General features: G+C 34.1%; 15 protein-coding genes and 6 pseudogenes. 9 read left to right on the top strand and 12 right to left on the bottom strand.

Going from position 1 to position 12590, the window contains the following annotated elements; all coding sequences use genetic code 11:
• Nucleotides 1-124: 124 nt before the first annotated feature.
• The 6 genes and pseudogenes from ACFIMS_RS03370 to ssb all read right to left on the bottom strand — a co-directional run bounded on the left by ACFIMS_RS03370 (nucleotide 125) and on the right by ssb (nucleotide 3164).
• A pseudogene (locus tag ACFIMS_RS03370) lies at nucleotides 125-694 on the bottom strand (hypothetical protein).
• A 3-nt stretch (nucleotides 695-697) separates the two neighbouring features.
• Nucleotides 698-1017, bottom strand: a pseudogene (locus tag ACFIMS_RS03365) (hypothetical protein).
• A 479-nt stretch (nucleotides 1018-1496) separates the two neighbouring features.
• Complete coding sequence (locus tag ACFIMS_RS03360) at nucleotides 1497-1892, bottom strand: type II toxin-antitoxin system HicB family antitoxin (RefSeq protein ID WP_375638823.1); 396 nt, start codon at nucleotides 1890-1892, stop codon at nucleotides 1497-1499.
• The gene (locus ACFIMS_RS03355; RefSeq protein WP_375638821.1) at nucleotides 1889-2089 is read right to left on the bottom strand and encodes a type II toxin-antitoxin system HicA family toxin; all 201 of its coding nucleotides are present in this window, start codon (nucleotides 2087-2089) and stop codon (nucleotides 1889-1891) included. Before ACFIMS_RS03355 ends, ACFIMS_RS03360 begins: the two co-directional genes overlap by 4 nt.
• Before the next feature lie 66 nt (nucleotides 2090-2155).
• Nucleotides 2156-2692, bottom strand: coding sequence for a hypothetical protein (locus tag ACFIMS_RS03350; RefSeq protein ID WP_375638819.1), 537 nt, complete (start codon nucleotides 2690-2692; stop codon nucleotides 2156-2158).
• Nucleotides 2693-2702: 10 nt separating this feature from the next.
• Nucleotides 2703-3164 (bottom strand): annotated as a pseudogene (gene ssb / locus ACFIMS_RS03345) (single-stranded DNA-binding protein).
• A gap of 360 nt (nucleotides 3165-3524) precedes the next feature.
• Here ssb and ACFIMS_RS03340 point away from each other — a divergent pair.
• The 3 genes from ACFIMS_RS03340 (at nucleotide 3525) to ACFIMS_RS03330 (ending at nucleotide 5312) form a co-directional block, all read left to right on the top strand.
• Complete coding sequence (locus tag ACFIMS_RS03340; RefSeq protein WP_375610932.1) at nucleotides 3525-3716, top strand: hypothetical protein; 192 nt, start codon at nucleotides 3525-3527, stop codon at nucleotides 3714-3716.
• Nucleotides 3717-3783: 67 nt separating this feature from the next.
• Nucleotides 3784-4212, top strand: a complete 429-nt coding sequence (locus ACFIMS_RS03335) for a type II toxin-antitoxin system HicB family antitoxin (protein WP_375696389.1) — start codon at nucleotides 3784-3786, stop codon at nucleotides 4210-4212.
• Nucleotides 4213-4457: 245 nt separating this feature from the next.
• Nucleotides 4458-5312, top strand: a complete 855-nt coding sequence (locus ACFIMS_RS03330; RefSeq protein ID WP_375610934.1) for a hypothetical protein — start codon at nucleotides 4458-4460, stop codon at nucleotides 5310-5312.
• Here ACFIMS_RS03330 and ACFIMS_RS03325 read toward each other — a convergent pair.
• From ACFIMS_RS03325 to ACFIMS_RS03315, 3 genes are all read right to left on the bottom strand, one after another.
• A complete protein-coding gene (locus ACFIMS_RS03325) occupies nucleotides 5296-5835 on the bottom strand; it encodes a hypothetical protein (protein ID WP_375610935.1) in 540 nt (179 codons plus the stop codon). The genes ACFIMS_RS03330 and ACFIMS_RS03325 overlap by 17 nt on opposite strands.
• An 878-nt stretch (nucleotides 5836-6713) precedes the next feature.
• The gene (locus ACFIMS_RS03320) at nucleotides 6714-7055 is read right to left on the bottom strand and encodes a hypothetical protein (RefSeq protein ID WP_375638816.1); all 342 of its coding nucleotides are present in this window, start codon (nucleotides 7053-7055) and stop codon (nucleotides 6714-6716) included.
• A 441-nt stretch (nucleotides 7056-7496) separates the two neighbouring features.
• The gene (locus tag ACFIMS_RS03315) at nucleotides 7497-7748 is read right to left on the bottom strand and encodes a hypothetical protein (protein WP_375638815.1); all 252 of its coding nucleotides are present in this window, start codon (nucleotides 7746-7748) and stop codon (nucleotides 7497-7499) included.
• 207 nt (nucleotides 7749-7955) lie between these two features.
• On the opposite strand from ACFIMS_RS03315, the gene ACFIMS_RS03310 reads away from it, so the two are divergent.
• Nucleotides 7956-8531, top strand: coding sequence for a hypothetical protein (locus tag ACFIMS_RS03310; RefSeq protein ID WP_375696388.1), 576 nt, complete (start codon nucleotides 7956-7958; stop codon nucleotides 8529-8531).
• Nucleotides 8532-8558: 27 nt separating this feature from the next.
• On the opposite strand, the gene ACFIMS_RS03305 is transcribed toward ACFIMS_RS03310, so the two are convergent.
• From ACFIMS_RS03305 to ACFIMS_RS03295, 3 genes are all read right to left on the bottom strand, one after another.
• The gene (locus ACFIMS_RS03305) at nucleotides 8559-8807 is read right to left on the bottom strand and encodes a hypothetical protein (RefSeq protein WP_375681460.1); all 249 of its coding nucleotides are present in this window, start codon (nucleotides 8805-8807) and stop codon (nucleotides 8559-8561) included.
• A 77-nt stretch (nucleotides 8808-8884) separates the two neighbouring features.
• Entirely contained in the window at nucleotides 8885-9292 is a 408-nt protein-coding gene (locus ACFIMS_RS03300; protein WP_375638809.1) for a hypothetical protein, read from the bottom strand.
• Nucleotides 9293-9347: 55 nt separating this feature from the next.
• Nucleotides 9348-9665 carry a hypothetical protein gene (locus ACFIMS_RS03295; RefSeq protein ID WP_375632673.1) on the bottom strand — a complete coding sequence of 106 codons (318 nt, stop codon included), beginning with the start codon at nucleotides 9663-9665 and terminating at the stop codon, nucleotides 9348-9350.
• Nucleotides 9666-9885: 220 nt separating this feature from the next.
• On the opposite strand from ACFIMS_RS03295, the gene ACFIMS_RS03290 reads away from it, so the two are divergent.
• From ACFIMS_RS03290 to ACFIMS_RS03270, 5 genes and pseudogenes are all read left to right on the top strand, one after another.
• Entirely contained in the window at nucleotides 9886-10347 is a 462-nt protein-coding gene (locus ACFIMS_RS03290) for a helix-turn-helix transcriptional regulator (RefSeq protein ID WP_375681459.1), read from the top strand.
• Nucleotides 10348-10662: 315 nt separating this feature from the next.
• Nucleotides 10663-11036: pseudogene (locus ACFIMS_RS03285) on the top strand (hypothetical protein).
• Nucleotides 11037-11101: 65 nt separating this feature from the next.
• A pseudogene (locus ACFIMS_RS03280) lies at nucleotides 11102-11457 on the top strand (antA/AntB antirepressor family protein).
• A gap of 70 nt (nucleotides 11458-11527) precedes the next feature.
• Nucleotides 11528-12287 (top strand): annotated as a pseudogene (locus ACFIMS_RS03275) (antA/AntB antirepressor family protein).
• A gap of 12 nt (nucleotides 12288-12299) precedes the next feature.
• Nucleotides 12300-12581 (top strand): hypothetical protein, encoded by a 282-nt coding sequence (locus tag ACFIMS_RS03270; RefSeq protein WP_375638704.1) that lies wholly within the window; start codon nucleotides 12300-12302, stop codon nucleotides 12579-12581.
• The last annotated feature ends 9 nt before the right edge of the window (nucleotides 12582-12590 follow it).

Genomic DNA, 12590 nt, shown 5'->3' with positions numbered 1-12590 from the left:
TATGGAAAAACAAAGCATAAGTGATAATCTGTTTTTAAAATTGCAATCAAAGTGTGTAATGCATAAACTCATAAGGATATGGAATATATAGATAAAGTTTAAGAACATAATCTAGCCTTTCTTATTAACAGCCAGCGTATTCATGATGAGCAAGTTGGTACTGTATATTGGCAATTAATCTCTCATTGGCTTTTTTTACAATAGCACTTGTAATCTCTGGCTTTGACATCACCCTAGCAATTGAGGGTCCCTCTTGTTTTGCAATGGGGAATTGATTTCCATCCACTCTTTGAAAAACATTACCATTCAGCTTTTTTAATTCAACAGGCTTTGGAAAACTCCCATCCTTGATAAAAACATGGGCAAGATTTGTTTTTTTACAAACATTTTGTAAGCCACGCTGCGTTTTGTTCTTTTGCTTTAAAAAATTTAAGAAGTATCGGTGTTCCAGGACCAATGATATCTGTCTCAAGAAACCTTGCTGTCGCCTTTTCTTTAATATAAACACCTCTTCTTATACGCTTTATTTGGGCTGATGAGATGTCGGCAATTTGCTTTTCAGTAAAGCGTTCGACTGTTTTGCTGCGGTGTTTAGAGCATTACGCACAGCCCAATTAAGGCGTGGTGCTTGAAGACTGGTGAAGGTATCCTTCACCTGTTGAAGATACCATTTTGGGTAGATGATTAACTTCAACGTCTAAGCCTTTTTAAGAGTAGGTGTTGATGATTGAGAGACCTTAGATGCTTTTGGTTTTTCGAGTAAGGTTTCTTCAGTCATTGGTTCAGATGATGTTTGTGCTACTTCTTGTTCTATCTGCTTAATTTGTTCAACTGTCTTTTCAGGTTTTGCTGTTGTTTTGACGTCAACAAAAGGTTTTGAGCATTGGCGCGCTTGAGACGTGCGTAGACCTGATTAGAAACTTCAACAAATGGATTATTGGGGGGTAATGGTTCAAAGCGAACAGTGCTTTTATTGTCGCCAACAACACACATTGGCTTAGTGATGACAGCTTTCATTATGGCTCCTTTTGAGTCATAATTAATGACATAATTAGTCAAATATTGATTTTTATTCTGTGAAAAATTAATTAGCCAGAGCTAACAAAAAAACAGAGCTTTTTAGCCACGTTTCAAGTTCATATTTTACTGAATTTTAGACACAACACGAATAATACAGTGTCATCATTAAATACGATTTTTTACACCATGTCAACAAAAAAATCTATATTTTTTATTTTAAAATAGAATATATAGAATTTTCTAAAACATTTTAGATTTTATAAATTATTGTGAAATTATTATAGGAGGGAAAGGCAATGACAGGTCCAGAAATATTAGATGCCATGTATATAGTATCAATGATAGTTATATCCCTCTTAACTATAGCGTTTTGTTTGCCTGCCGCCTTTTGATTTTCATTAATAGCTCGCGGATCATATGCAATTACACGCTTTTGCAAAAAAATCTAGAGTGATAAATTTTTCCAGATTGAAGAGCTAAATATTAAGCTCGTGACGCGCTGCTGTTGCCAAAAAAGCAGATCTTGTTAAACCTCTCTCTTGTGCACAATCATCAATTGCACGTAAAAGCCCTCGTTCAATTGATATATTTGTGCGTATGACTTCTGAATCATTTTCAATAAAAGGAACTTGTATTAAAAAAGCTCCTTCTGACAAAGCTGTTTTGACAGATTCCCGTTGTATAACTTCTTCAAATTTTGAAGGAATAGGCACTCTAACTATATCTTCACAATAAAGTTGGAGTGCTTCTGTTGCATTTGCGATTAAATTTTCTTCTTCATCAGCAGCAGAAAAAAGTCCCTCAAAATCAGGAAACTGAACACCAAAAGCAGATTCTTCATCTTTATGAACAAGAGCAAAAAATCTTTTCATTCTTCTTCTCCTTCTTTTAACCAGCCTGCTTGTTGTGCGATAGAACGTGCTGTACCAATCGGAAGATTTTTTTTAGGATGTGGAACGATAACAACCTTATCATCTTTTTTAAATTTATGATGAGAACCTTTCACTTTGATAAGTTCAAAGCCATCATGCTTTAATTTTGCAATGATTTTTCGGCTATCTTGTTCCATTACCTAAACTCATAATGTGTAAATATATACACATTTTAATGATTTTTCATCTGATGTCAATTCTTTTTAATGGCTAAAATGCTTATGAAGCGCATTAAGAGCAATGCGCAATGAAAGCACAAGGTGTGGTAGTGATTGATCTTCTATGACAAGATACTGTAATGCGGCATGAAGGTTATATTGACGGTGTAAACATTGAGCTTCTTGAACAACATCTTTTACAGCTAAAAGATGTTCTGTTGCCTTCTGTGCCCATTTCTCTCTTGCTCCGTTATCAGAAGTTGTAGGCATTTCATCATAAATTGCATTAGGCAATGCTTTTGCACATAGGTAATTGTTTTTCACTTCAAGATATTTTTGCGCAGCATCATATTGGTCTTGATTGATTTCGCCTTGCAAATAAAGCCGCCCAATATAGGTACCGGAAAGCGGATTTTTAGCCTCTTCTATGGTCAAGCCAAAGCGTTTGGCACGCATTTCAATTGCCAATTTATCCATGGGTTCATGCGGTGTTTTTGCTCGTGAGATGCGTCCGTTTGGTTCTCTTATGCATCCTTTTATCCGAGGACGTCCGCGTTTTGTACGTTTTTTTCTCTTTGTCATATGTTATCAATCAGAATGGGACACTATCGTTAAGAGCTGTTCTATAATCTTGAGCACCTGAAGCGATAGCATAATTTTGAGAAGTAACGGGTGAAGGGGTAGGGGATGCCGATTGATCTTTCTTTACATCAAGCAAATACAACTCGCCTTTGAATTGTGGTAAGACAATCTCTGTTGTGTAACGGTCATGCCCATTTTTATCTTGCCATTTGCGTGTTTGTAATTTGCCTTCTACGTAAATCTTTGAACCTTTGTTGAGATACTGAAGTGTAATTTTTGCTAAATGTGGATTAAAAATCACCATGGAATGCCATTCTGTTTTCTCTACTTTTTGATTGGNTTTTTGCTAAATGTGGATTAAAAATCACCATGGAATGCCATTCTGTTTTCTCTACTTTTTGATTGGTTTTTTATCTGTATAGCTCTCAGAAGTCGCTATACTAAAATTGACTATTTCTGCTCCAGAATTCATTGTTTTGCTTTCGGGATTAGCACCAAGGCGCCCGATTAACGTCACTTTGTTTAGCATGTTTTTTCTTACCTTAAATTTGTATTTTAATACATAGAAAACCTTAACATTATTTGCTTATTTTTTCAATTGTTTCAGTTTATTAATAACAGTTTTTTAAGTATTACATTATAATATTATTTGACAAATTATTCATCAAAAAAACATGTCACACAAATGGCACGGCTTTCTTATTTCTGCTTTTAACGTTTCAATAAATATCCTTTCATTAAGAGTCTGTATCAAACTTTTTTGTTCGATTTATTGTTGACTATCGAACCTTTTTGTGCGATATTCATTTTATAAAGTAAAGGGGGAGGCTAAATGAAACGAGAAGCACTGCTTAGAGAATTACGTAAAGAAGCCAGAAATAGAGGCATTCATTACAGTGAAGCTCCTGATGCAGGCAAAGGGTCATATTATTTGGTAACTTTTGGAGACAAGACAACCGTTATAAAATCTGGTGAATTGACCCCACTTTACGTGAAAATAATAAAAAAGCAGTTGAGGGTATGAGTTACTCTCTCAATGGCTTTGATTTTTCGTTTTAAAAGCATTTCGATTATGGCGAGGATACCTAAACATGGAATACACTTATCAAGCAAAACTGGAATCTGATCCAGACGGTGGTTTTATTGTAACCTTTCCAGATGTACCAGAAGCAATAACAGCTGGAGAAAATAGAGCAGAGGCATTAGAGAATGCTGTTGAAGCTTTAGCTTTAGCATTACGGAGCTATTCTATGCGCGGTTTGCCTTTACCAATGCCACAACAGTATAAAGACCTTGTAGAGGTTACTGTAGATGCATGGAATGTTCTTAAACTTGCAGTGGTAGAAGCCTTTAATAAAGCGAATATCACAAAAACAGAATTGGCTAATCGTTTGGGTAAAAAAGAAACAGAAGCAAGACGCATTCTTGATCCAAATTATCCAACTAAGCTTCAAACATTAGAGCAAACACTGAGTGTTCTTGGAAAGAAAGTCGTTATTACAATCAAAGATGCAACCTAATTTCTTCTCCACTTAAAAGCTGGGAAGATGATCATACTTCTTTTAAACTTAAGCAGCTTTTAATAGATCTTCTAAAACTCATATTGCTTCTACAATTAAAATTTTATAGCCTCTACCTTTCACTTGAATGATTCTAAAAGACACGAGATATTTGAGATACAAACTACCTACTTCATAATCACTGAGATAACTTAGATAGTATCTATCGCCCATAAGACTATAAACGTTGTAATTGTGTTAGCTTTATGAATACCATTAACTTCCTTTCTTATAAATATGAAATAGATACAGACTCAAAATTAGTTAATACAAATTGTATCGATAAATTTTTGCAGGAAGGAACGTATACTCTTACCGTGAAGAATCAATGTGCTACCTTAACAATTGAAAAACTTTTTGTGGAATCAAGTACCTACTATTGGGTTTATGTTTTAACAGGAGAAGAAAGTCCTTATAATCCTGAAGTGATTGATTCCGAAAATGGCTTTCAAAGCGTTCCTAACCCGCGTTCTAAAAAACAAATTGAACAAAATGAACAATATTTTGGAGTTTTGATTCCTACAAAATTCATTCTTTTTTCTTCAAGTAAAAAGCTAAACCAATGCTTGCAGTCACACTACAAAGAAAATTTCAAGGAAGAAATTAATATTTTACCTGAGCTTATTGATAAGCAAGATTTCGAAAAAAAATTGCATTCAATTAAAGAAATAAAACTAAAATATAAAAAACAAAAACAATTAGAACTTTTTGGAAAGCAATCAGCAAAATGCTTAGTGGAGTTGGCTAAAGATTCTCTTGATGCATTTCCCACTGATGATGTTACTGAAATAGAACTCAGCTTAGATATCAAATTTAAAGAAGAAAATAATTTAAGGGAATATTTGTGGAATTTTTTAAAAAAAGATAAAAAAAATCCTATATTGCACAAATTAAATTTTGTGGGAGATACATATGATAAGTTCGATGTAATATTTAATACTGAGAGTTTTCAGCATAGAATCCGTATTAAATCATCTAAAGATGATAATGGCAGATATAATAAAGATTTTGTAAAAAAAGAATTGATATTTGAAATCGGAAATTTCACTGTGGCTTTATAATGGAACACTGCAGTGTAAGGATAGATATATTTATTAAATTGCGTGTATACAACATAAGAAAGAGTACACGGCATAAAAAATAATACCAAAGTACAATGTTTAAATACCAAATAGCAATATCTGAGTACCACATTATGGTATCTAATGAAAAAGGAAATTTGTGTTCCACATACCTAAAAATGACAGGCAAAGAAACAGTTTCTTTATAACTATTTGGGAAAATTAAAACGACAAGCGCTAAAATTATTATATTTAAGAGTCGGTGCATATATTGTTGTAAATCACGTGTTAGTTTCACCCAACCCGTTGTACCATCATCTTTATATTTTGGGTTGTTCTGCAACTCAGAAGGAATATTAGAATTGCATAAAATTGCAAAAATAGTTGTTACTATTATCAAACCAACAGATGCGAATGTCAAAATACCCTGAATAAAGTCAATATTTTTTTTAATTCCTGAAAAACATAAAAATATAAAAACTATAATGCCAAACAAGGCTCTTAGTTGCTTATCTGTAAACATACTCATTTCCTGTGAAAAAATTATGATTTCAATTTTTTAAATTATTTTCTGATAGAAGGCACAAACTACCTTTAGTTTTTTCGCGTTTGCTTTCCTTTTAATAGCAACGTCTTCTATTGCATCCAGTTGCTTTTAGTTAACCTCATCTATTATTTATCTATAGTTGATGATCGCTTTAAGTACTAAGATCCTCTAACCTTTCATAAAGATTAAAGAAACACTCTGTTATTTCAAAAATACACGAAAGAACTTAATGACTGCTGCAATATTTTTTTACATTGATACTAGCTATTTATGTTTTTTAAACAAATATCTTGAAATTTTCACATCCTAAAATTCTTAATTTGTATTAAAGGATTCACTTAGTTTATAAATTTGGTACTGCATACAATTTTAGGAAAGTATTATACCTTAAAAAAAATTTTTAGTCACTCTTAAAACGCATATCTAATCGTAAAATGATCACCACTTTTCACTATTTTGCTAACCTGCAATGTTTTTCACTGTTCCTCCAATACCATTTAAAGTTTCTTCAAGCTCTTGCTTGTGAACAAGCGTTAGTCGTCTAAAGTGCTCTTTCGCTGTTTTTTCTTTGAGTGTTTTCTCACGTGTATTTTAATTGCTCTACGTACACTTTCGGCTTTTGAAAGAAGGTTATTTTCTACTGTCTGGCAATAAGCTAAAAGCTCTCCACAAATTGGCATAAATGTTTTTGATATCCCCATTGCTTGACCAGTTACGATATCTTCGACGCCCTTTTTCAGAGCATATGCTGAAATCCGTTCCAGCATCATGCTATAGGAAAGGATAACGGCCTTGGAATCTGTGTTCGCAGGGACTTCATGCTTGAGAGTAGGAAAGAAGCTTGCTCAATTTGCTTAACTGAAGCTTTCACAGAGAGCAACGCTTGTAGACGATTGCAAGCATCTAAGGTTTGCGCCTCCTCCTGTTTCGTCAATGTATTCCCAGTTTTCAAAGTCAATGGATACCCCGGACTGATCATTTCCATAATGACCACCTAACCGTTTCTCCTGTTCTAATCTTGCTTTTTTCTGTGCTAAAAAAAACACTTTGGATGTGTAACCCAATTGCACCCAGTCCTTTGCCAATCTCGTTTGTTTGCACTTTTTACCTGGGTTTGCTATCCAGTAATTTGTGAACCGTTCAAATTCTGACACTGCCTCATGATGCGTTAATCCTTGATCGATTGCGTATTGCAAATTAGGTTCAAAATCCGCAGGTAAGAGAAACCCATATTTTGACCTAGTCCGCTTCGCTTTTTTGGGAACGTTCTTTTGCTCGTGAATGGGAGGTTGGTTTTCTACACCCGTTGTGATTTGCTTTGGTTGGCTTTCGCAAGCATGAACCTCTGTTGGCTCGTCAATCTGTTCGTTTGTTTCTAAACTTTCAGAACAAATTTCTTTTTTTTCTAAAACGATAGTTTAGTTTTTTTATTATATATGTTATTGTTAATGACATCATTAAGCATTGCTTGTGTATTGCTAGAATCCTCACAAGCATCATGCTTAGCATCTTGATCATCACTAATTGTTTTTGCTTTATGATGTTTTGCCCATTTTGCTTGCGCTGCCTTCTGTGCTCTCTGAAAATTTATTTAAATTTTCGTTTGAGTTATTGAGTTCTTCCTCAACATCTGAATTTCACAAACGACCATCTTCTAAGCAAATGATGTGTCCAAATCTAAATAAATAATCTAATGCCTTTTGAAATCTTTTTACTGAACAACAAGTAAAATGAGATAATATTTGTGAATCATTCAAAAGAGGTTCACGCGTGTGTAACATTCTTATCCGCAACTTCACATAAACATTGACTTCCATAGGCGGTAAATCAGAAAGTTTAAATAGCCATTGGTCTGTATTAAGTCTCGTCCATGGTATTTTACTGGACATGTATACCCCCCTTCTTTCTTTAAATATAAAATTGCTAAAGAGTCTGCTTCGTTGTCGTCTTTAGGCACATGTCTTTGGAACATATCGCCCAGCCTGTCTTTGTCCCTAGATCAAGACAGAAAATCGTGTTAGTCATTTGCTATTCCATTTAAAAATATTTTTACAAAGCCGTTCGACGGTAATTATTATTCGAAATAAAGGTGGAAAATGCCTGATAATGATGTGCTTCAAAATACAAACAATCAAGTAAACAACATTCCACTGCAACCTTTGTTTATTACATCTTGTTATGAAGAGTTTGCTGATGATATTGCATGGTTTAATTTTCACAATATAGCTCCCTTTGATATTAAATTACATTCTGTTTCTGGTGTTTACTGTCGGAAACCATGTAGTGATATTAACTGGGAACATACTAATTCTTGGCCTGAAGTATTTCTTTCTGTTGGTCAATTTAATGCGCCTTCTTTACCTTATTGCCATAATATCGAAGATAGAATTCATTTTATAAGCCCACCTGAAGTACCTGCGTCGAAAGTATTATTGTCTATAAATATTCCAGCCCATACAAAATGTTTTGCTATCATAGGTATACAATTTGGGGCCGATATTGATAGAACATATGGGGCTTCTGTTAAACTTACTTTTCAATTTTCTCCAACTTATGATTTCACAAAAATTTTTAATGCTAATATTTTTTTAGAACGTATATTTCCCCTAAAGAAGAAGCCAAACGAATCCAATCATCATGGAATGAAATGGAGGCTGCAACAGATCGATTAAAAGCATATCAATTACGAAGCGCTTCATCTAATATGCAGACCGCTTATTATGCTTCTCGAATAATCCCTGAAATTTCTCTTGGAAAGCTTGTGTGTTACCGTATACCTCTAAGTACAACTTTGATCCTAAAGCATTTTTAGCTATTAAATGGTTATTTTCATCAAAAGAAAAATTCCAATCAGAATTACTAAAAACAATTGTACAACCATCTGGAAAACCTATTGCATGTATTAAATCTTCTGAAGAGCTAAAAGTATAACGTGGTGGTTTTTTCATTTCCTCCCCTTATGGTTGATGCGTATTTATATGTGCGCTATGGCAGAGCGCGTAGTTATAAGTTTTGAAAAATTGGATTAACTCAATTCAGACACACATTGCACGCATCTTATTAATTTGATTTCTTCTTTTCTTTTTTCGATGAGTTTATCCCTTAAGAAATCAAGCCTATTTTTGACTAAGACTATAAACAAGATCAGCTCATTTAAGCAATAAAAAGATGACAACTCTTGAGAAAAATAATTATCAAACCAAGTTGTAGTTGTAAAAGCTTGCGTAAACACAGATAAAAACCATTGATTAAAATCATCGTACGGCAATAACGGAAAATATTTTCTATCATCACGCGCAAAGATACTATGCAGCATATAGACAAAACAACCTGTTGATGAGGGATCTATGCTTATTTCAAAACATGCATCTTGAGGCGAAAGGACACCATAATATATGTTTTCCTGTCCAATCTTATTAACAAGATCAATCAACTGGACTTTGCTTATAGTGATCTGTGAGACATCTACTATCTCTGATCTTTCTTCTTTAAGAGTGTGAATGGTGCTGTTGATGTTCATTATTATCTGTAGGGGCAGCAATAAAAGCAGAATGTGAAGATAATTTAGAATCACATGATTGCGTCCTATAAAAAAACGAGAAAAAGTCTTCTGCCTTAATCGGTGCTCCAATTCTTTTAGCTTTATTCAAAAGAATTGGGATATGTTTTGTCGGAATTCTCCCACCAGTTCCGCCTTTTGATACAGGACGGAGCCAGACGTACATGCGTGTTCTATGAACCCCAAGCAACTGAGATACTCTACGAACCCCACCTAATAAATTTATTATTTCCGAAAATTGTTTCATAAGTCATATTGTGGCTTATTTAGGTACAATATCAATAGAAAATGTAACGAAAATCACAAAAGATTTTTTTTCTAACAAAGATATAATGGAAACCATGAATAACATTATGAAAATTTGGCTAAGTGAAGCCTTACAAGAATCTGGATTATCTCAATCATAGCTTGCCAGACAACTAAGTGAGAAGGTACATCGTCCTATCTACCGCTCTGCAGTCAATAAAATGCTGACAGGTGAACGAGGAATAAGTGCACAAGAAGGTATAGCAATTGAGGAAATCACGAAATACCCACTTCCACGAAAAAAAACTATACCCTTAATGGGATATGTAGGAGCAGGTTCAGAAATTATCCCCTATGAAGATGGTTGGCTTGAAGAAGTGGAAATGCCCCCGTATATTACAAAGGATACATACGCAGTAAAAGTTGAAGGCGATTCAATGGAACCTTTCATTGAAGATAAATCCATTTTATTTTATTCAGAAAACATTTCTCCAAGTTTACTTCTTAATAAAAAAGCAATTGTCTATACGCAAGATGGACGTTGTTTTGTCAAAATAATAAAGCAAGGTAGTAAGCCTGGTTTATTTAATTTAGAGAGTTTAAATAGGTTGTATCCAGAAATAAAAGATATTGCATTAATTTGGGCTGCGCCTATAGACTGGATAAAACCACCGAGATTTTAAAATAGTTAAATCATATGAGCATAATTTTCTTCTTATCGTATATTTCTGTTAAGGAGAGAATTATGCAAATATTTGCAAAATAATCGATTAGAATATTAAAATTCAATGTAATTAGTATTACTAAAGCTCTAGCTATTCTAAACATATACCCCTTTTTTAGTAATTACAGTTTTAATTTTCTAAGTGAATTTTTATATTTATGTAAAAATTTCTAAAATCGGTACATATGTATTAACATATGTTCTTAAATACACTACATTGGTATCCATAAACCACACACAAACAATTGCCAAGAGGCGTTGGGGAGGAGAAATTATGGAAAATCCAATTCTTATAAATTCCGATGAAATTTTATTAGTTGTCTATAATGATGATCAAAACATTGGTCGGTCAGGACCACTGGATGAAAGCCAAGTTCTAAAAATTATTGACGAGGCAGATGATGCAATCCAAATCTTTCGCATCAATCCTTCTGAAAAGAACTGTGAAGACATTTCTGAAGAGATCGCAGAAGCATATGTAAAAGAAAATATCGAACGTCTCTATGAGGATAGTGAGGTTCATTATTTTATATGAGAAAGTGATGTTACAATAAACTTTTAGGCGAGATCGCAGACGAAAAATATAATGATGAGATTTACGGTACTTACGAACAACAACACCGTTTGCGTCCTTGTGATGTGCTTTAAAAATTCTAAAGGGCGCTTTTAAATGTACCCCCTTTAATCCATCAATAATTGATTAGAGTAAACTTATGAATACACATGATATGATAGTGAAAGATATCTCATACCTGAAAACGAGGTAGACAACAAAATCGGTTATGTCCAAATGGTCAATGCCCATGTAATGCATAGGCACTTACATTTGAAATAAGATTTTTCCACTTGGTTTAATGATTGTGTTGAAAAGCTTGATCTAAAAGAAGGCGTGGATTTTGTTTTTACAAAACAAGAATGGAACAGACAGAAGATTTGTCCAAAATCTGAAATAGAAACAGATAAAACCGATAATCATTACTTCAAAATTTACGCAGCAAGGAAAATCGCTAAAGCAGAGCGCCATAGAAACTATGGCAGAATATTATGCCAAAACTTGTGTTTTCATTAATTTAGGAAGTGATGATGAAAAGCCTTATTGTAACATCTGAAAAATATGAACTTTTTGAAAGGAGTTCATCATGAATACTCTCATAGAGATTAAAGAACAAGCCATTGATAAGGAAATTGTTCAGACAGTAAATGCACGTGATCTGCATACATTCTTAGAGGCAAAACGTGACTTTTCCAATTGGATTAAGGACCATATTACCAGATACAATTTTATAGAAGGACAAGATTTTATAAAAACACAAGATTTGCGGTCACCAAATTTGGCGAGCGCAAAATCTAGAGCTGTTATCGCAATTAATTACCATCTCACTTTGGAAATGGCAAAAGAACTTTCCATGGTAGAGCGTAATGAAAAAGGTAAACAAGCCCGTCAATATTTTATTGAATGTGAACGGCGTGCAAAGAAACCTTTAGACCTTGCAAACGCTTTAGAAGACCCTCTCTTTGTGAAAAAACTGCTTTTAGAAAGCGTCACACAATTAGAGACCTTAAAAAGCGAAGTGAATACCCTTAAACCAAAGGCAATGGCTCTTGAAAGCTTACAGCGTCATAATGGACTCTTCGGTCTTACAGAAGCTGCTAAAATACTCGAGATGCAATCAAAACAGTTCATTCTCTTCTTACAGAAAAAAGGTTGGGTTTACAGACGAGCAGCAGGTGGAAATTTGCTTTCTCATCAAGACAAAATCCAAAAGAAACTTATGGATTGTCCAACTATCACACTTCAAACCGCAAGTGGAATAGAAAAGGTCATTCCTTTGCGCAAAAATCACAGCAAAAGGAATTGGTGTGCTGTCTCAAGAGCTTAAAAGACAAAGCATGCATTAAGAGGAGGTTATTATGATAAAAAAGAAATACGAACTGACTGATGAGACAATTAAAGTTGATAGAATAACGCTTTACCGTATCCGTGCATTAAAAGACTTTGGAGATGTTAAAAAAGGTGATCTTGGTGGCTGGGTAGAGAGTGAAAGAAATCTTAGCCATGATAACAATTGCTGGATTGGTGGTGAGGCATGGGTTTATGATGATGCCGAAGTTTATAATAACGCAAAAGTTGGTGGTAATGCCATAGTAGCTGGCAAAACAGCATTTTATGGAAGTGATGCTATCTTAAGGTAGGGGCAAAAA

Source organism: Bartonella sp. AP331QHHD, assembly GCF_042195905.1.
Taxonomy (GTDB): domain Bacteria; phylum Pseudomonadota; class Alphaproteobacteria; order Rhizobiales; family Rhizobiaceae; genus Bartonella.
The sequence above is the reverse complement of the archived record's forward strand: the minus strand, read 5'-3'. Positions and strand labels throughout refer to the sequence as shown.

Coding starts and splice junctions, on each gene's coding strand:
- ACFIMS_RS03290 (WP_375681459.1), top strand. CDS start 9,886: ATGCTGACAGGTGAACGAGGAATAAGTGCACAAGAAGGTATAGCAATT.
- ACFIMS_RS03330 (WP_375610934.1), top strand. CDS start 4,458: ATGAATACCATTAACTTCCTTTCTTATAAATATGAAATAGATACAGAC.
- ACFIMS_RS03310 (WP_375696388.1), top strand. CDS start 7,956: ATGCCTGATAATGATGTGCTTCAAAATACAAACAATCAAGTAAACAAC.
- ACFIMS_RS03325 (WP_375610935.1), bottom strand. CDS start 5,835: ATGTTTACAGATAAGCAACTAAGAGCCTTGTTTGGCATTATAGTTTTT.
- ACFIMS_RS03355 (WP_375638821.1), bottom strand. CDS start 2,089: ATGGAACAAGATAGCCGAAAAATCATTGCAAAATTAAAGCATGATGGC.
- ACFIMS_RS03335 (WP_375696389.1), top strand. CDS start 3,784: ATGGAATACACTTATCAAGCAAAACTGGAATCTGATCCAGACGGTGGT.
- ACFIMS_RS03340 (WP_375610932.1), top strand. CDS start 3,525: ATGAAACGAGAAGCACTGCTTAGAGAATTACGTAAAGAAGCCAGAAAT.
- ACFIMS_RS03360 (WP_375638823.1), bottom strand. CDS start 1,892: ATGAAAAGATTTTTTGCTCTTGTTCATAAAGATGAAGAATCTGCTTTT.
- ACFIMS_RS03315 (WP_375638815.1), bottom strand. CDS start 7,748: ATGTCCAGTAAAATACCATGGACGAGACTTAATACAGACCAATGGCTA.
- ACFIMS_RS03270 (WP_375638704.1), top strand. CDS start 12,300: ATGATAAAAAAGAAATACGAACTGACTGATGAGACAATTAAAGTTGAT.
- ACFIMS_RS03295 (WP_375632673.1), bottom strand. CDS start 9,665: ATGAAACAATTTTCGGAAATAATAAATTTATTAGGTGGGGTTCGTAGA.
- ACFIMS_RS03350 (WP_375638819.1), bottom strand. CDS start 2,692: ATGACAAAGAGAAAAAAACGTACAAAACGCGGACGTCCTCGGATAAAA.
- ACFIMS_RS03305 (WP_375681460.1), bottom strand. CDS start 8,807: ATGAAAAAACCACCACGTTATACTTTTAGCTCTTCAGAAGATTTAATA.